This is a genomic window from Streptomyces sp. NPDC028368 (assembly GCF_055565615.1).
Genome location: NZ_JBVHTY010000002.1, coordinates 566,483 through 583,314 on the forward strand (window position 1 = coordinate 566,483; position 16,832 = coordinate 583,314).

Consider the following 16,832-nt stretch of genomic DNA (forward strand, 5'->3'; position numbering starts at 1 on the left):
TGGACGGAGGAGCGCGCGGCAGCCACACGCCACGGGAGGCACGGCATGTACCACACCTGGATGCGGTACTTCACCCCCAGCCCGGTCCACCACCGGCTGGGACTGGTGTGCCTGGGCGTCGGACTGCAGCACGGCACACTGCCGACCGTCGGGCCACGCACCCTCGACCACCACGTCGCCATCGTGATCAGCGCCGGCCGCGGCTGGTTCACCGGCCCCGACGGCCGCCGCCGGCCGGTCACCGCCCCCGCACTGCTGTGGATCATCCCCGGCGTACCCCACCACTACGCCGCCGACCCGGCCACCGGCTGGGACGAGAGCTTCGTCGACTTCACCGGCTCCGCCACCGGCACCTACACCGAACTCGGCTACATCGAACCGGACCGCCCCCTCGTCCCCCTCGCCGACACCGCCCCCGCCCGCGCCGCCATCGGCCGGATCGCACGCGCCGCCCGGCGCGGCAACCCCCTGCTGGAGGTCGAGACCTCCGCCGCGGTCCACGAACTCCTCGTCGCCCTGCGCCGCGCACGCGCCGACACCGACGCCGACGGCGACCCCGTCCTGCAGGCCCTGGCACGCGACGCGTTCCTGCCGCTGACCGTCGCCGAACACGCCGCCCGGCACGGCATGACCCCCGCCGAACTCCGCACCGCCGTACGCCGCGGCGCCGGCTGCAGCCCCAAGGACTACCTCCTGGGCATCCGGCTCGGCCGCGCCAAAGAACTCCTGGCCGCCACCGAACTCCCCGTCGCCGCCATCGCCCGCCGCGTCGGCTACGACGACCCCGCCTACTTCAGCCGCCTGTTCACCCGCCGCGTCGGCACCGCCCCCATACGCTTCCGCGACCGCCAGGCCCACAACGTCCCCGGCGGCTGGTCCACCCAGATCCCCGACCCCGACAACCCGCCACTGATCCGCTGAACCCGGCGCACCCCCCGCCCCCAAACACCCGTGCACCCCACAACCACCGGTGGCAGCATGACCACATGCCCGCACTGCAGCGCGACGAGGCGCAGACCCGCGCCCACCTCATCGACGTCCACCGCTACGACATCACCCTCGACCTCACCCAGGGCGAGGACCACTTCGGATCCCGCACGGCCATCCACTTCAGCGCACGCCGCAGCGGCGACACCTTCATCGAGATCAAGCCCGCCGCACTGCACACCGCCACCCTCGACGGCCACCCCATCGACCCCACCGCCCTCGACGACAACCGCCTCCCCCTCACCGGCCTCACCGCAGGCGACCACGAACTGCACCTCGACGCCACCATGGCCTACTCCCGCACCGGCGAAGGCATGCACCGCTTCACCGACCCCGCCGACGGCGAGAGCTACGTCTACACCCAGCTGTTCATGGACGACATCCAGCGCGTCTTCGGCGCCTTCGACCAGCCCGACCTCAAAGCCGTCTTCGACCTGACCCTCAAGGCCCCCGAAAACTGGACCGTCCTGGCCAACGGCATCACCGAACACCTCGGGAACGGCACCTGGAAAGCCGCCCCCACCCCCCTCATCTCCACCTACCTCGTCGCCATCGCCGCCGGCCCCTGGCACTCCGTACGCACCGAACACGCCGGACTGCCCTTCGGCATCCACTGCCGCCGTTCCCTGGCACCCCACCTCGACGCCGACGCCGACGAAATCCTCGACATCACCCGCCGCTGCTTCGACCGCTACCACCAGATCTTCGACGAGCCCTACCCCTTCGACTCCTACGACCAGGCCTTCGTCCCCGAATTCAACGCCGGCGCCATGGAAAACCCCGGCCTGGTCACCTTCCGCGACGAATTCATCTACCGCTCCGCCGTCACCGACACCGAACGCCAGACCCGCGGCATGGTCATCTCCCACGAAATGGCCCACATGTGGTTCGGCGACCTCGTCACCCTCCAATGGTGGGACGACATCTGGCTCAACGAATCCTTCGCCGAATACATGGGCTACCAGGTCCTGGCCGAAGCCACCCGCTTCACCGAAACCTGGACCGACTTCGCCGTCGCCCGCAAAGGCTGGGGCTACGACGCCGACCAGCGCCCCTCCACCCACCCCGTCGCCCCCACCCCCCAAGACGTCCCCGACACCGCCTCCGCCCTCCTCAACTTCGACGGCATCTCCTACGCCAAAGGCGCCTCCGCACTACGCCAACTCGTCGCCTGGATGGGCGAAAAAGACTTCCTCACCGGCATCAACGACCACTTCAGGCGCCACCGCTTCGCCAACGCCACCCTCGCCGACTTCATCGACTCCCTCGCCCGCGCCACCGACCGCGACATCCACACCTGGGCCGAACGCTGGCTGCGCACCACCGGAGCCGACACCCTCACCCCCCACGTCACCGAAACCGACGACGGCACCTGGACCCTGCGCATCGACCACAGCGGAAGCCAGGACGGCACCCGCCCCCACCGCCTCACCATCGGCCTCTACGACCAGGACCCCACCACCCCCACCCGCCTCACCCCCCGCACACCCCTCTCCTGGGACCTCCCTGGCCACACCACCCACACCACCCCCGGCCGCCGCCCCGACCTGCTCCTCCTCAACGACCAGGACCTCACCTACGCCAAGGTCCGCCTCGACACCGCCTCCTGGGACACCGCCCTCCACGCACTGTCCGCCCTGCCCGACGCACTGACCCGCGCCGTCGTCTGGAACGCCGCCCGCGACATGGTCCGCGACGGCGAACTCGCCCCCACCGCCTACCTGGACGCCGCCCGCACCCACCTCCCGCACGAAAACGACCTCGCCCTCGTCCAAGGCGTCCTCGCCTTCGCCCGCACCCACATCGCCGACCACTACCTGCCCCCGGACCGACGCCCCACCGCCCTGGCCACCCTCACCACCATCAGCCGCGACATCCTGCGCCGCACCGAAGGCCACCACGACGGCACCGCAGCAGGACTGCGGCTCACCGCCGTACGCGCCGCCATCGACAGCGCCACCACCCCCGAAGACCTCCAGGACTGGCTCGCAAACGGCAGCGTCCCCGGCGGCCCCGCCCTCGACCCCGAACTGCGCTGGCGCATCCTCGCCCGCCTCACCACCCTCGGCGCCGCCCCCCTCACCGAACTCCGCGACACCATCGACGCCGAACTCGCCCGCGACCCCAGCGCCACCGGCCGCGAAGGCGCCGCCCGCTGCCACGCCGCCCTCCCCGACCCCGCCGCCAAACAAGCCGCCTGGGACACCCTGTTCACCACCGACGACCGAAAAGCCCTCTCCAACTACCTCTTCACCGCCACCGCCACCGGCTTCTGGGCCCCCGAACAACACGACCTGCTCACCCCCTACGTCGCCCGCTACTTCACCGACGCCCCCGCCCTCGCCGCCCACCGCGGCCCCGCCCTCGCCGCGGCCGCCGGCCGCTACGCCTTCCCCACCACCCACATCGACCCCGAAACCCTCCGCCTCGGCGAAGCCTGCCTCACCAACGGCGACCCCACCCCCGCCCTCCGCCGCAAACTCATCGACCAACTGGACGACCTGCGGCGCGCCCTGCACGTCCGCACCACCACCGGCCACAACTGACCGTCCCCCCCCCCCGGGTGCCGCCGCCACACACCGGCGGCGGCACCCGAACAACTGCGGCAGATCCGTAACACAAAAGGGTGGTACCACCGCCCGTACGAGTGGTGGTGCGGCAACCAGTGCCTACACACCGTGCAGGGAAAGTAACTTAGGGCGGCCTTGGTCCCCACCGGACCACACCCGAACTCCCCCTGAAGAAGAGCGCATTGATGTCCGAGCCCCCTGCCGGTACCGCCCTCGCAGGCGGCACCAACGGCCCCCGCGCACTCCGCCCCCTCCTCGACACCGTCCTCGACGCCCTCACCACCGGCGCCGAACACCGCGCCGGCCCCCTCCCACCCGGCGGACCCGACGCCGTCGCCCACGCCGTACGCACCGCCTGCCGCCCCCTGCTCCCCGAACACGGCACCGGAGCCCACCAGGCACTGCGCACCCTCGTCCACGCCCTCGCCGCCGGCGCCGCCGACCCCGCCGACCCCCACTGCGCCGCCCACCTGCACTGCCCACCACTGGCCCTCGCCGCCGCCGCCGACCTCGCCGCCGCCGCCCTCAACCCCTCCATGGACTCCTGGGACCAGGCCCCCGCCGCCTCCGAACTCGAAACCCTCACCTGCCGCGAACTCGCCGCCCTCGTCTACCCCCAGGCCGCCGAACCCGACGCCCTCGTCACCACCGGCGGCACCGAATCCAACCAGCTCGCCGTCCTCCTCGCCCGCGAAGCCGCCCCCCACGGCACCGCCACCAACCCCCACCACCCCACCGCCCCCCTCCAGATCATCTGCGGCGCCAACGCCCACCACAGCATCCACCGCGCCGCCTGGCTCCTCGGCCTCCCCGAACCCCTCACCCTCCCCACCCCCGACGGCACCCTCACCCCCGACACCGTCCACACCTGCCTGGCCACCCTCACCCAACGCACCGGCCCCCTCCTCCTCGTCGCCACCGCCGGCACCACCGACTCCGGCGCCATCGACCCCCTCCCCGCCCTCGCCGACCTCGCCGAAGCCCACGGCGCCCGCTTCCACATCGACGCCTCCTACGCCGGCCCCCTCCTCTTCAGCACCACCCACCACACCGCACTGCGCGGCCTCGCCCGCGCCCACACCGTCACCCTCGACCTGCACAAACTCGGCTGGCAGCCGGTCGCCGCCGGCCTCCTCGCCGTCCCCGGCCCCGCCACCCTCACCCCCCTCTCCCACCAGGCCGACTACCTCAACGCCGACGACGACACCGAAGCAGGCCTGCCCGACCTCCTCGGCCGCTCACTGCGCACCACCCGCCGCCCCGACATCCTCAAAATCGCCGTCACCCTCAAAGCCCTCGGCCGCACCGGCCTCGGCGAACTCGTCGACCGCACCCTCGCCGCCGCACAAACCCTCGCCGACCTCATCGAGGCCCACCCCCGCTACGAACTCCACTCCCGCCCCACCCTCTCCACCGTCCTCTTCCGCCCCACCGGCGCCGACCACACCACCCTCGCCACCATCCGCCGCACCCTCCTCACCGAAGGACACGCCGTCCTCGGCCGCGCCACCACCCCCACCGGCCTCTGGCTCAAAGCCACCCTCCTCAACCCCCACACCCAGCCCCAAGACCTCACCACCCTCCTCGAACTCGTGGAAGGCCACACCCCCCGATGACCCCTCCCCACACCACCGGCCCCGACACCACCGGCCCCGACACCCCCCTCGACCTAGCCGGCATCGGAATCGGCCCCTTCAACCTCTCCCTCGCCGCCCTCGCCCACCCCCTCACCCACCTGCGCACCGCCTTCTACGACCAACGCCCCGCCTTCCACTGGCACCCCGGCCTCCTCATCGACGGCGCCACCCTCCAAGTCCCCTTCCTCGCCGACCTCGTCACCCTCACCGACCCCACCAGCCCCTGGACCTTCCTCAACTACCTCCGCAGCCGCGAACGGCTCTACCCCTTCTACTTCGCCGAGAAATTCCACATCCACCGCACCGAATACGACGCCTACTGCCGCTGGGTCAGCGAAAACCTCACCGGACTCCACTTCCGCCACCAGATCGACGCCCTGCGCTGGAACCCCGAACGCACCCTCTTCGAAGTCGACTTCACCCAACTCGACACCGACGGCGAAGCCGAAGCCCTCGGCCGCACCTACGCCCGCAACCTCGTCCTCGGCATCGGCACCGCCCCCCACATCCCCGAACCACTACGCCCCCTCGCCGACGCCCCCACCGTCCCCGTCCTCCACTCCGCCGACTACCTCACCCACCGCGAACGCCTCCTCGCCGCCGACCACATCACCGTCATCGGCGCCGGCCAGTCAGGCGCCGAAATCTTCCTCGACCTGCTCCGCGCCCGCCCCACCGGCCACGAAGGCCTCCACTGGCTCGCCCGTACCCCCGCCTTCGCCCCCATGGAATACAGCAAACTCGGCCTCGAACACTTCACCCCCGACTACACCCGCTACTTCCACGCCCTGACCGAACCCGTCCGCGACGCACTCATCCCCGGCCAATGGCAACTCCACAAAGGCATCGACCACGACACCCTCACCGCCATCCACGACGAGCTCTACCGCCGCACCCTCCACGGCGGCTGGCCCGACACCACCCTCACCCCCGGCGTCTCCGTACGCACCGCAGGCCGCGTAGGCACCACCAAAATCGAACTCCACCTCGACCACACCCAGCAAGGCACCCGCTCCCGCCTCACCACCGACGCCGTCATCCTCGCCACCGGCTACCGCGAACGCCGCCTCGACACCCTCCTCGCCGCCCTCCACCCCCACGTACGCCGCGACCGCTCCGACCGCCCCCGCATCGACGAACACCACCGCCTCGCCCTCGACCCCTCCATCACCGGCTCGATCTACGTCCAGAACGCCGAAACCCACACCCACGGCGTCGGCACCCCCGACCTCGGCCTCGCCGCCTGGCGCAGCGCCACCATCCTCAACACCCTCACCGACACCCCCGCCTACCCCCTCCCCACCCGCACCGCCTTCACCACCTTCGGCCTCACCCCACCCCCCACCCACACCACCGGCACCGTCCCCCGCCAGAGCTCCACCCTCGTACCCCGCCGCTGAACAACACCACCAGCAACACCGCCCCCTCCCCGTACAGTTGCCCACGACGTACGGGGAACGGGCCCGGAAGCCGCCCGGCCCCCGCACCCGACGCCCCACGACCTCGCCCCGCCCCCCCCGAACCCGCCCGAGCGGAGGAACCCCACATGACCACCCCCACCGAACCCCCCGGCCCCACCCACACCCCCGCCCTCCCCTACGGCACCCCCGACACCCCCCGGCTCGCCGTCCGCGGCGAAGCCCACCTCGAGGTCGACCCCGAAATAGCCCGCGTCTTCGTCACCGTCACCGCCCGCGGCACCGACCGCAAAACCGCCCTCGCCGACCTCACCCACCGCAACGACCAAGCCCTCACCCTCATCAAGAGCTACGGCGACGCCGTCGAAAAACTCGAAACCGGCGCCTTCAGCGTCACCCCCCAGCTCACCGACAAAGGCCGAGGCGAACGCATCCGCGCCTACCGCGGCAGCGTCACCCTCACCGCCACCCTCGGCGACTTCACCGCCCTCGGCGAACTCACCACCCGCCTCGCCGACCTCGACCTCACCCACGTCGCCGGCCCCTGGTGGACCCTGCGCCCCGACTCACCCGCCCACCGCGCCGCCCGCACCCAAGCCGTCCACGAAGCCGTACAGCGCGCCCGCGAATACGCCGAGGCCCTCGGCGCCCGCCTGGACGCCCTCGTCGAACTCGCCGACCTCGGCGCCGAAAACGCCCCCCTGCCCGCCCCACCGGCCGCCATGCGCGGCTACGGCGCACCCCCGCCCCCGCCCGAGCCCGGCGCCGCCGCAGGCGGAGCCCCCGCCCTCGACCTCCAGCCCCAGCGCCAGACCGTCCATGCCCACGTCAACGCGCGCTTTACGATGACCCGTCCCGCACTGTGAGACCACACCGCGCCAGGCCGAAAATCCGCTCATAGGAGCGGCCGCCCGCGCATTCCATTACTTGTCAACAGCCTTTCATCAAGCGGTCGTTGAGCAGTCACTTCTTCACAGTTCCCTACCGCCCGGTAAGTCATAGAGTCGAAACATGCGCCGAGCAAAGATCGTCTGCACACTAGGACCCGCCACCGACTCGTACGAGCAGATCAAAGCCCTCGTCGACGCCGGAATGGACATCGCCCGCTTCAACCTCAGCCACGGCACCTACGCCGACCACGAAGCGCGATTCGACCGGGTCCGCAAAGCATCCGAAGAAACCCGCCGCAGCGTCGGCATCCTCGCCGACCTTCAAGGCCCGAAGATCCGCCTCGGCCGATTCCGCGAAGGACCCGTACTTCTCGAACGCGACGACGCATTCACCATCACCGTCGAACCGTCCACCGAAGGCGACCGCCACATCTGCGGCACCACCTACGACGGCCTCGCCGACGACGTCACCACCGGCGAACACATCCTCGTCGACGACGGCAAGGTCACCCTCGAAGTCACCGGCGTCGACGGACCCCGCGTCCGCACCAAGGTCATCGAAGGCGGCATGGTCTCCGACCACAAAGGCCTCAACCTCCCCGGCGTCGCCGTCTCCGTCCCCGCCCTCTCCGAAAAGGACCAGGACGACCTCCGCTGGGCCCTGCGCTACGGCGCCGACATCATCGCCCTCTCCTTCGTCCGCAGCGGCCGCGACATCGAAGACGTCCACCGCATCATGCGCGAAGAAGACCGCTTCCTCCCCGTCATCGCCAAGGTCGAAAAGCCCCAGGCCGTCGACAACATCGACGACATCGTCGCCGCATTCGACGGCATCATGGTCGCCCGCGGCGACCTCGGCGTCGAAATGCCCCTGGAAACGGTACCGATCGTCCAAAAGCGCGCCATCAAACTCGCCAAGCGCAACGCCAAACCCGTCATCGTCGCGACCCAGATGCTCGACTCGATGATCGACAACTCCCGCCCCACCCGCGCCGAGGCCTCCGACGTCGCCAACGCCGTCATCGACGGCACCGACGCCGTCATGCTCTCCGGCGAAACCAGCGTCGGCAAATACCCCACCGAAACGGTCAAGACGATGAGCCGCATCGTCGAAGCCGCCGAGGAAGACCTCCTCGCCAGGGGCCTCCCGCCGCTCACCGAGGCCAACAAGCCCCGCACCCAGGGCGGCGCCGTCGCCCGCGCCGCCGCCGACATGGGCGACTTCCTCGGCGCCAAATTCCTCGTCGCCTTCACCCAGTCCGGCGACACCGTCCGCCGCCTCTCCCGCTACCGCTCCCCGATCCCCCTCCTGGCCTTCACCCCCGACCCGGCCACCCGCTCCCAGCTCAACGTCAGCTGGGGCGTCGAGACGTTCCTCGGCCCCACCGTCAACTCCACCGACGAGATGGTCGCCCAGGTCGACGAACAGCTCCTGAGGATCGGCCGCTGCCAGAAGGGCGACGTCGTCATCATCACCGCCGGCTCCCCGCCCGGCGTCCCCGGCTCCACCAACCTCGTCCGCGTCCACCACATCGGCGAGGACGACTCCCCGAAGTAACCCGCATTCACTCGTAGTTGCGCCCCCGTATGCTCTGGGCCGAGGTATCTGACTGCCGTCCCTGTCAGTACTTCGGCCCGATGTGTTGGTCCATGAGGGCCACGGAGGCTTTGCGGGCTACGGAGATGTTCTCGGCCTTACGGGATTGCCGCGCGGGCTTCCACTCGACACCGACCTTGTCGAGGGTGTCTGTGAAGAGCCGAATGATGTGGGTCGACGTGTTGGTGAAGAAATACCGTGGGTACTCGTAGCGTTTGCGTACGCCACCGACGAGCCGCGTGGTCCAGTTAGTGATCCGGCAGCCGTCGGAGTGGACGAGTCCGCGGATGAACTCCCAGGGATATTCGTCCACAATCTGCTGCTGCCATGCATCGAGGGCGATCGGCCGCTCGTGCTTCTTGCCGGGGCCGTGTTGAGGGAAGAGGCATGGCCAGTGGTGGCTGTAGCTCGTCACCATGACGCAGCCCTCGCGCTGGATGACGCACACGCTGTTCATCGGGCGGACCGCTTTCACCGCCTCGCGGCACGCCACGATCAACCCCGGCCATGCGTCCGCGCACGCGATACGGAGCGCGTACCCACGCCCTCGAGGCTGTCTGCTGATGCAGCCGTCGCCGAGGTAGAGGCCGAGTAGGTATGCGTATGCCATGGTCGCCTCAGGCGGTCGTGGCACTGGCTCGCACCTCGGGCATTCTCTCTTACGAGAGATCGGCTCAATCCGGGTCTGCCATGCGCGGATTGCGTACCGGGAAATCCCGGTCTCTTTGCTTACGGAGTTGAGGCTGCGGCCTTGAGCGATGAGGGTGAGGATGCTCTCGCGGGTTTCACGGTCGTACATGAATACGAGCTTGACCGGAGCGGAATTCTCGCGTGACTGTTCGAGAGGCTGGTCGCTCTATCGAGCGAACTTTCCCGATTCTCGAGCGACCTTGGAATCGAAGGAAAAGTGCCCCGGGTCGGACTCGAACCGACACTGTATGGGTTTTGAATCCATTGCCTGCTGCCAATTGGGCTACCGGGGCCAGCGGAATCCAAGGCTAACGCCTACCTGCTGTGGGACTACCTTACAGGAGCTAGGTAGGCTCATGGGGCACCACCTGCCAGCAAGAGGAGTCCCGTGAGCGCCGCCGAGCCCGAGCAGCCTGTCGCCGACGACGATCAGTCGCATGTCCCGCCGCTGACCACCCGCGTCGTGATCGCCGAGGACGAGGCTCTCATCCGTCTCGATCTCAAAGAGATGCTGGAGGAAGAGGGCTACAGCGTTGTCGGAGAGGCCGGTGACGGGCAGACGGCCGTGGAGCTGGCCCGGGAGCACCGCCCCGATCTGGTGATCCTGGACGTGAAGATGCCGGTGCTGGACGGTATCTCGGCGGCGGAGAAGATCGCCGAGGAGAGTATCGCCCCGGTGCTGATGCTGACCGCGTTCTCGCAGCGTGAGCTGGTGGAGCGGGCGCGGGACGCGGGCGCGATGGCGTATCTCGTCAAGCCGTTCTCCAAGAGTGACGTCGTGCCGGCGATCGAGATGGCCGTGAGCCGGTTCACCGAGCTGAAGACGCTGGAGAACGAGGTCGCGGACCTCACTCAGCGGCTGGAGACGCGGAAGCTGGTGGACCGGGCGAAGAGCATTCTGCAGACGCAGTACGGGCTGACCGAGCCGGCCGCGTTCCGGTGGATCCAGAAGACGTCGATGGACCGGCGGCTGTCGATGCAGCAGGTTGCCGAGGCGGTCATCGAGGACGCCGAGGAGAAGAAGCAGCAGAAGGACCAGCAGAAGGACCAGCAGAAGGACCAGCAGAAGGACCAGTAGCAGGTTCAGCAGGGCTCGTACCGAGCGCGCGAGTGGCCCCGTACCGACGGTTGATCGGTGCGGGGCCGCTTGCGTGGGGCGGGGTGCGGGTCAGTCTTCGCCCAGGTAGGCCTTGCGGACGGATTCGTCGTGCAGGAGGTGTTGGCCGCTTCCCGAGAGGACGATGCGGCCGATTTCCATGACGTGTCCCTGGTCGGCGAGGGAGAGTGCGGCCTGGGCGTTCTGCTCGACGAGCAGGATGGTGGTGCCTTGGGAGCGGAGTTCCCGGATGGTCTCCATGATCTTTTGCATCATGATCGGGGAGAGGCCCATGGAGGGTTCGTCGAGCATCAGGAGTTTGGGGCGGGACATCAGGGCGCGGCCCATGGCGAGCATTTGCTGTTCGCCGCCGGAGAGGGTGCCGGAGGCTTGTTTTCTGCGTTCGCCGAGGATGGGGAAGAGGTCGTAGACGCGCTGGATGTCTTTTGCGATGCCGTCCGTGTCTTTGCGGAGGAAGGCTCCTAGCTGGAGGTTTTCCGCGATGGTGAGGCGGGGGAAGAGGCGGCGGCCTTCGGGGGAGTGGGCGAGGCCGCGTTCGACGATTTTGTGGGCGGGGACGCCGTTGAGTGGTTCTCCGTCGAAGGTGATCTTTCCGGCGAGGGGTTTGAGGAGGCCGGAGAGGGTGCGCAGGGTGGTGGTTTTGCCGGCGCCGTTGGTGCCGATGAGGGTGACGGCCTGGCCGGCTTCGACGGAGAAGGAGATGCCTTTGACGGCTTCGATCTTGCCGTAGGCGACGCGGAGGTCCTCGACTTCGAGCAGTGCGGTCATGGAGTCTCTCCGGTCTCTCCAGTCTCTGCGGCTTCTGCGGCCTTTGGGGGGACTGCGGTCTCTGTGTCGGCGGCGGGCCGGTCTGCGGGGCGGGCCGTGTCGGCTGTTTTTGCGGTGGTGGATGTCTCCGCCGTGCCGGTTGTTCCGGCCGGGTCGTCCATGGGGGTGCCCAGGTAGGCCGCGACGACGCGTTCGTCGGCCTGGACGACGTCGGCCGTGCCTTCGATGAGTTTCTGGCCCTGGACGAGGACGGCGACGCGGTCGCAGAGGTTGAAGATGAAGCGCATGTCGTGCTCGATGACGAGGACGGCGGTGCCCTGTTCGCGGATGGCGAGGACGAGGTCCTGGGTGGCGCGGGTTTCCTGGGGGTTCATGCCGGCGGTGGGTTCGTCGAGGAGGAGGAGGCCGGGGTCGCTGGCGAGGGCGCGGGCGATTTCGAGCTTGCGTTGTTCGCCGTAGGGGAGGTTGCGGGCGAGGTGGTCGCGTTTGCGGGCGAGGCCGGTGAACTCCAGGAGTTCCATGGCGCGTTGCTCGGAGGCGCGTTCGGCTTTCTTGAAGCCGGGGCCGCGTAGCAGGGCTGACCAGAGGCCTTCTTTGGTGCGGGTGTGGCGGCCTACGAGGACGTTCTCGAGGACGGTCATGTTGGCGAAGAGGCGGATGTTTTGGAAGGTGCGGGCGATGCCGGCCTGGGTGACGAGGTGGGGTTTGCGGGAGAGGCGGGTGCCTCGGTAGCTGACGGTGCCTTCGGTGGGGACGTAGAGGCCGGTGAGGCAGTTGAAGAAGGTGGTTTTTCCGGCGCCGTTGGGGCCGATGAGGCCGACGATTTCGCCGGCGTTGACGGTGAGGTCGACGCCGCGGACCGCGGTGAGTCCGCCGAAGCGCATGGTGACGCCGGAGGCTTCGAGGATGGTGGCGGTGGGGGCGATGGTGGGTGTGGTCATGGTGTCGTCACGCCTTTGCCTGGGTGGCGCCGAGGGTGGCGTCGGTGTCGGGGAGGCGCTGGTCGGGGACGTCGAGCTGGCCGGTTTCGTGGAACTCGAGTTGCTTGCGGCGGTCGGGGATGAGGCCTTCGGGCCGGAAGCGCATGAGCAGGACGAGGGCGATGCCGAACAGGAGCAGCTGGTAGTCCTGGAGGAAGTCGAGTTTGGCGGGGATGAGGAAGAGGAGTGCCGCGCCGACCAGGGGGCCGCTGAGGGTTCCCATGCCGCCGAGGATGACGGCGGCGAGGAGGAAGGCGGAGTTGGGGGGCTGGGGTCCGGCGAACTGGAACTGTTCGGGGGTGGCGGTGGTGACGACGTGTGCGTGGACGGTTCCGGCGAGTCCGGCCAGTGAGGCGCCGAGGGCGAAGGCGAGCAGGCGCAGGCGGAAGGAGTTGATGCCCATGGCGATGGCCGCGGTCTCGTCCTCGCGGATGGCGATCCAGGCGCGGCCGATGCGGGAGGCGGCGGCGCGGCGGAAGACGAGGACGACGAAGGCGGTGACGAGGATCATCAGCAGGTAGTAGTTGCCGTAGGTGGCGACGGGGATGCCGAGGATGTCGTGGGGTTCGCCGAAGTTGAAGCCGAAGATTTCCAGGTTGGGGATGTTGGGGATGCCCATGGCGCCGTTGGTGATGTCGGGGCCGGTGGTGCCGTTGAGGTTGAGCATGGCGATGCGGAAGATCTCGCCGAAGCCGAGGGTGACGATGGCGAGGTAGTCGCCGCGCAGGCGGAGGGTGGGGGCTCCGATGAGGACGCCGAAGACGAGGGAGGCGGCGGCGCCGGTGAGGAGGGCGGCCCAGAAGGGGAAGTGGAAGCCGAGGGCGGATTCGGGGGAGCCGGAGACGAGGGCTGCGGCGTAGGCGCCGACGCCGAGGAAGGCGACGTAGCCGAGGTCGAGGAGGCCGGCGAGGCCGACGACGACGTTGAGGCCCAGGGCGACGGTGGCGAAGATCAGGATGTTGGCCCCGATGATCGTGTACTGGTCGGTGTCCTGGGTGAAGGGGAAGAGGGCGGCGGCGAGGAAGGCCGCGCCGAGGGCGACGCCGCGGTGGGTGTGGGTGAGCTGGGTGAGGCGTGCGATGAGGCCTGCCCGGTTGAGGGCGGGGAGGGCGAGGACGACGAAGAGCAGGTAGCCGACGAAGGGGGCGCCGTCGTCGGTGTCGATGCCGTAGGTGAAGGCGAGGAGGCCGGCGGCGAAGGCGGCGGCGATGATCAGGATCTCGGCCCAGGAGGGGAGTTGGCGGGTGCGGCGCCGTACGGGGACGGCGGCGAGGGCCGTGGTGAAGTGCTGCCAGGGGCCGGTGGGTGGTGGGCCGTCGGTGCGGTCGGCGGGTAGGGCGAGGGCGCCGAGGAGGGTGAGCAGGGAGGCGGTGCCGGCGACGGCGCCGCCGGGTTCGAGGTTGATGAGGCCGCCGAGCTGGACGGCGATGGCGATGAGGGTGAACCACGTCGCGGCGGCGGTGGCGAGGGCGGTCAGGAGGACGGGGGCGTTGCGGCCGCCGGGGGTGAGCCAGCGCAGGCCGGGGATGCCGAGTCCGGAGGCGGTCAGCAGGAGGGTGAGGAGGCCGCCGGTGAGGGTGATGAGCTGGAGGCCGGCGGGGGAGAAGTAGTAGGTGAGGTCGCCGGGGAAGTCGTGGCTCCACGTCCAGGAGAGGCCGGTGCTGAGGGCGGTGGCGAGTGCGGCCGTGGCGGTGGTGAGGCGGACGGTGCGCTCGGGGAGGGGCAGCGGCAGGGGGCCCCGGTGCGGGGCGGGGGCGGTGGTCCGGTTGGTGTCGGTGGTCATCGCTATCACGCCCGATCCGCGACGCGTTCGCCCAGCAGGCCTTGTGGCCGCAGGAGGAGTACGAGAATGAGGAGGACGAAGGCCCAGACGTCCTTCCAGGCTCCGCCGCCGAATTGCTGCATGCCGGGTATCTCTTCGATGTAGGCGGTGGCGAGTGCTTCGGCGATGCCGAGGACGACGCCGCCGAGCATGGCGCCGTAGATGTTGCCGATGCCGCCGAGGACGGCGGCGGTGAAGGCTTTGAGGCCCATGATGAAGCCCATGCGGAACTGGACTTCGCCGGTGCGCAGGCCGTAGGCGACCGCGGCGACGCCTGCGAACGCGGCGCCGATGGCGAAGGCGAGGACGATGATGCGGTCGGTGTTGATGCCCATGAGTTTGGCCGTGTCGGGGTCCTGGGCGGTGGCTTGCATGGCGCGGCCGCTGCGGGTCCGGGAGACGAAGAAGCCGAGGGCGATCATGCAGGCGGGGGCCGCGATGAGCACGAAGAGGTCGCCGCGTTGGACGGTGGCTCCCAGGATGTCGAAGGAGTGGCCTTTGAACTGTGGGAAGACGCGGGCCTGTTTGCCGTCGGGGTACCACTTCCAGATGGCTTGCTGGAGGGCGATGGACAGGCCGATGGCGGTGATGAGGGGGGCGAGGCGGGGGGCGCCGCGCAGGGGCCGGTAGGCGAAGCGTTCGGCTGCGACGCCGACGAGGACGGATACCGCGATGCCGCCGATGAGCATCACCGGCAGTGCGAGGGCGAGTGAGGTGCCGGCGGGGAGGGCGAGGTAGACGCTGAGTGCCCCGAAGCCGCCGACCATGAAGATCTCGCCGTGGGCGAAGTTGATGAGCTGGACGATTCCGTAGACCATCGTGTAGCCGATCGCGATGAGTCCGTACATCGCGCCGAGGATGAGTCCGTTGGCCAGCTGTTGCGGCAGTTCGGTCACCGCAGGGCCTCCGTGGGTGTGAGGGTCCGGGACTGCGTGGGTGTGACGGATCCGGTACGGCGTGGGTGTGAGGGATCCGGTACCGCGTGGGTGTGATGCGGGTGTGCGGGATCCGGTGTCGCCGGAAGTGAGGCGGCTTCGGTGTGCCGCGGGCCGCGCCGGGGTGTGCGGTGCCCGGCGCGGCGCGGTCGGCCGGTCAGCTCTTGTCGAACTTCTTGAACTCGGCGCTGAAGCGGGCGGCCCAGGCGCTCTTGTCGACCTGGTATGCGGTGATCATGGTGTTGGTGGTGTCGCCGTATTTGTCGAAGGCGACCTTGCCGGTGACGCCGTCGAAGGTGACGGTGTTCATGGCTTTGACGACCTTGGCGCGGGCGTCGTCGGGGAGTTTGCCGCCGTTGTCGGTGACGACCTTCTTGACGGCCTGGATGACGGACCAGGTGGCGTCGTAGGTGGAGCCGCCGTAGGCCTCGTAGGCCTCTTTGAAGCCGGCGGCCTTGTAGTCGGCGATGAACTTCTTGGCGGAGGCGAGCTGTTCGACGGGCTTGCCGACGGAGGAGGCGTAGTCGCCCTGTGCCTTTTTGTTGAGCTTGATGTAGTCGCCGCTGTACATGCCGTCGCCGCCCATGAGGGGGACGGTGACGCCGCCGTCCTTGAGCTGCTGGCTGAGCGGGCCGGAGGCGGGGTATTCGCCGCCGTAGAAGACCAGGTCGGGACTCTTGGACTTGACCTTGGAGACGACGGCCTTGAAGTCGCGGTCGTCGGGGCTGATGTGCTCGGTGCCGACGATCTTGCCGCCGAGTTTGGTGAACTGGTCCTTGAAGGAGGAGGCCAGGCCGACGCCGTAGGTCTTCTGGTCGTCGATGACGTAGGCCTTCTTGGCCTTCGTCTTCTCCCAGGCGTACTGGCCGTCGAAGGCGCCCTGGACCTCGTCGGTGGTGGCGGTGCGGAAGTAGGTGGGGAACTGGCGGACGCGCTTGTTCTTGCGCCAGTCCGGGCCCTGGGTGAGGTCGGGCGTGGTGTTCGCCGGGGAGATCAGGGTGACGTTGTTCTGCTTGGAGACCTGCTGCATGGACTGGGCGACGCCGGAGTTGAGCGGGCCGACGATGCCCAGGACGTCCTTGTCGCCGGCGAGTTTGGCGGCGTTCTGCTGGCCGACGTTGGGCAGTGCCTTGTCGTCGAGGGCTTCGAGTTTGAAGGTGACGCCCTTGACCTCGCCCGCTTTGTTGGCGGTGTCGATGGCGAGCTGGGCGGAGTTGCGGATGCCCAGGCCGAGGGCGGAGAGTTCGCCGGTGGTCGGGGCGTCGAGGCCGATGACGACGGTGGTCTTCGAGCCGTCGCCGCTCTTGTCGTCGCCCCGGGAGCCGCACGCGGAGAGCGTGAGGGCGCCGGTGGCGACCGCGGTGGTGAGGATGAGCAAGGAACGGTGACGCACGATCAGTCCTTTCCCTGGCGCGGCCACG

The 16,832-nt window shown here is 69.3% G+C and carries 13 protein-coding genes and 1 tRNA gene; 7 read left to right on the forward strand and 7 right to left on the reverse strand.

Annotated elements, in window-relative coordinates; translation table 11 throughout:
• The first annotated feature begins 45 nt into the window (after positions 1-45).
• The 6 genes from ACZ4S3_RS06045 (at position 46) to pyk (ending at position 9,060) form a co-directional block, all read left to right on the forward strand.
• Positions 46-921: a helix-turn-helix domain-containing protein gene (locus tag ACZ4S3_RS06045; protein ID WP_467926542.1), complete on the forward strand. Its 876-nt coding sequence runs from the start codon at positions 46-48 to the stop codon at positions 919-921.
• Between the two features lie 65 nt (positions 922-986).
• Positions 987-3,533 carry an aminopeptidase N gene (gene pepN, locus ACZ4S3_RS06050; protein ID WP_467926546.1) on the forward strand — a complete coding sequence of 849 codons (2,547 nt, stop codon included), beginning with the start codon at positions 987-989 and terminating at the stop codon, positions 3,531-3,533.
• 209 nt (positions 3,534-3,742) lie between these two features.
• The gene (locus ACZ4S3_RS06055) at positions 3,743-5,173 is read left to right on the forward strand and encodes a pyridoxal phosphate-dependent decarboxylase family protein (RefSeq protein ID WP_467926550.1); all 1,431 of its coding nucleotides are present in this window, start codon (positions 3,743-3,745) and stop codon (positions 5,171-5,173) included.
• Positions 5,170-6,594, forward strand: coding sequence for a lysine N(6)-hydroxylase/L-ornithine N(5)-oxygenase family protein (locus ACZ4S3_RS06060; RefSeq protein WP_467926554.1), 1,425 nt, complete (start codon positions 5,170-5,172; stop codon positions 6,592-6,594). The genes ACZ4S3_RS06055 and ACZ4S3_RS06060 overlap by 4 nt, the downstream gene beginning before the upstream one ends.
• A 146-nt stretch (positions 6,595-6,740) precedes the next feature.
• Positions 6,741-7,478, forward strand: coding sequence for an SIMPL domain-containing protein (locus tag ACZ4S3_RS06065; RefSeq protein ID WP_467926559.1), 738 nt, complete (start codon positions 6,741-6,743; stop codon positions 7,476-7,478).
• Positions 7,479-7,623: 145 nt separating this feature from the next.
• Positions 7,624-9,060 carry a pyruvate kinase gene (pyk, locus tag ACZ4S3_RS06070; RefSeq protein ID WP_467926563.1) on the forward strand — a complete coding sequence of 479 codons (1,437 nt, stop codon included), beginning with the start codon at positions 7,624-7,626 and terminating at the stop codon, positions 9,058-9,060.
• Positions 9,061-9,124: 64 nt separating this feature from the next.
• Here the strand turns inward: pyk and ACZ4S3_RS06075 are convergent, their stop codons facing one another.
• The gene (locus tag ACZ4S3_RS06075) at positions 9,125-9,898 is read right to left on the reverse strand and encodes a transcriptional regulator (protein WP_467926568.1); all 774 of its coding nucleotides are present in this window, start codon (positions 9,896-9,898) and stop codon (positions 9,125-9,127) included.
• Positions 9,899-10,007: 109 nt separating this feature from the next.
• Positions 10,008-10,082 (reverse strand) — tRNA-Leu (locus tag ACZ4S3_RS06080).
• 95 nt (positions 10,083-10,177) lie between these two features.
• Here ACZ4S3_RS06080 and ACZ4S3_RS06085 point away from each other — a divergent pair.
• Positions 10,178-10,867: an ANTAR domain-containing response regulator gene (locus tag ACZ4S3_RS06085; protein WP_467926572.1), complete on the forward strand. Its 690-nt coding sequence runs from the start codon at positions 10,178-10,180 to the stop codon at positions 10,865-10,867.
• 90 nt (positions 10,868-10,957) lie between these two features.
• On the opposite strand, the gene ACZ4S3_RS06090 is transcribed toward ACZ4S3_RS06085, so the two are convergent.
• From ACZ4S3_RS06090 to ACZ4S3_RS06110, 5 genes are all read right to left on the reverse strand, one after another.
• Complete coding sequence (locus tag ACZ4S3_RS06090) at positions 10,958-11,674, reverse strand: ABC transporter ATP-binding protein (RefSeq protein ID WP_467926576.1); 717 nt, start codon at positions 11,672-11,674, stop codon at positions 10,958-10,960.
• Entirely contained in the window at positions 11,671-12,615 is a 945-nt protein-coding gene (locus tag ACZ4S3_RS06095) for an ABC transporter ATP-binding protein (RefSeq protein WP_467926581.1), read from the reverse strand. The genes ACZ4S3_RS06090 and ACZ4S3_RS06095 overlap by 4 nt, the downstream gene beginning before the upstream one ends.
• A gap of 7 nt (positions 12,616-12,622) precedes the next feature.
• Positions 12,623-14,437 carry a branched-chain amino acid ABC transporter permease gene (locus ACZ4S3_RS06100; RefSeq protein WP_467926585.1) on the reverse strand — a complete coding sequence of 605 codons (1,815 nt, stop codon included), beginning with the start codon at positions 14,435-14,437 and terminating at the stop codon, positions 12,623-12,625.
• A 5-nt stretch (positions 14,438-14,442) separates the two neighbouring features.
• The gene (locus ACZ4S3_RS06105) at positions 14,443-15,372 is read right to left on the reverse strand and encodes a branched-chain amino acid ABC transporter permease (RefSeq protein ID WP_467926589.1); all 930 of its coding nucleotides are present in this window, start codon (positions 15,370-15,372) and stop codon (positions 14,443-14,445) included.
• A gap of 196 nt (positions 15,373-15,568) precedes the next feature.
• Positions 15,569-16,789 carry a branched-chain amino acid ABC transporter substrate-binding protein gene (locus ACZ4S3_RS06110; RefSeq protein WP_467927357.1) on the reverse strand — a complete coding sequence of 407 codons (1,221 nt, stop codon included), beginning with the start codon at positions 16,787-16,789 and terminating at the stop codon, positions 15,569-15,571.
• Positions 16,790-16,832: the final 43 nt, after the last annotated feature.

Bases quoted from the DNA above. Each gene is read 5' to 3' on its own strand.
- pepN (WP_467926546.1), top strand. From the start codon at position 987: ATGCCCGCACTGCAGCGCGACGAGGCGCAGACCCGCGCCCACCTCATC.
- ACZ4S3_RS06045 (WP_467926542.1), top strand. From the start codon at position 46: ATGTACCACACCTGGATGCGGTACTTCACCCCCAGCCCGGTCCACCAC.
- ACZ4S3_RS06100 (WP_467926585.1), bottom strand. From the start codon at position 14,437: ATGACCACCGACACCAACCGGACCACCGCCCCCGCCCCGCACCGGGGC.
- ACZ4S3_RS06065 (WP_467926559.1), top strand. From the start codon at position 6,741: ATGACCACCCCCACCGAACCCCCCGGCCCCACCCACACCCCCGCCCTC.
- ACZ4S3_RS06090 (WP_467926576.1), bottom strand. From the start codon at position 11,674: ATGACCGCACTGCTCGAAGTCGAGGACCTCCGCGTCGCCTACGGCAAG.
- ACZ4S3_RS06095 (WP_467926581.1), bottom strand. From the start codon at position 12,615: ATGACCACACCCACCATCGCCCCCACCGCCACCATCCTCGAAGCCTCC.
- ACZ4S3_RS06060 (WP_467926554.1), top strand. From the start codon at position 5,170: ATGACCCCTCCCCACACCACCGGCCCCGACACCACCGGCCCCGACACC.
- ACZ4S3_RS06075 (WP_467926568.1), bottom strand. From the start codon at position 9,898: ATGTACGACCGTGAAACCCGCGAGAGCATCCTCACCCTCATCGCTCAA.
- pyk (WP_467926563.1), top strand. From the start codon at position 7,624: ATGCGCCGAGCAAAGATCGTCTGCACACTAGGACCCGCCACCGACTCG.
- ACZ4S3_RS06055 (WP_467926550.1), top strand. From the start codon at position 3,743: ATGTCCGAGCCCCCTGCCGGTACCGCCCTCGCAGGCGGCACCAACGGC.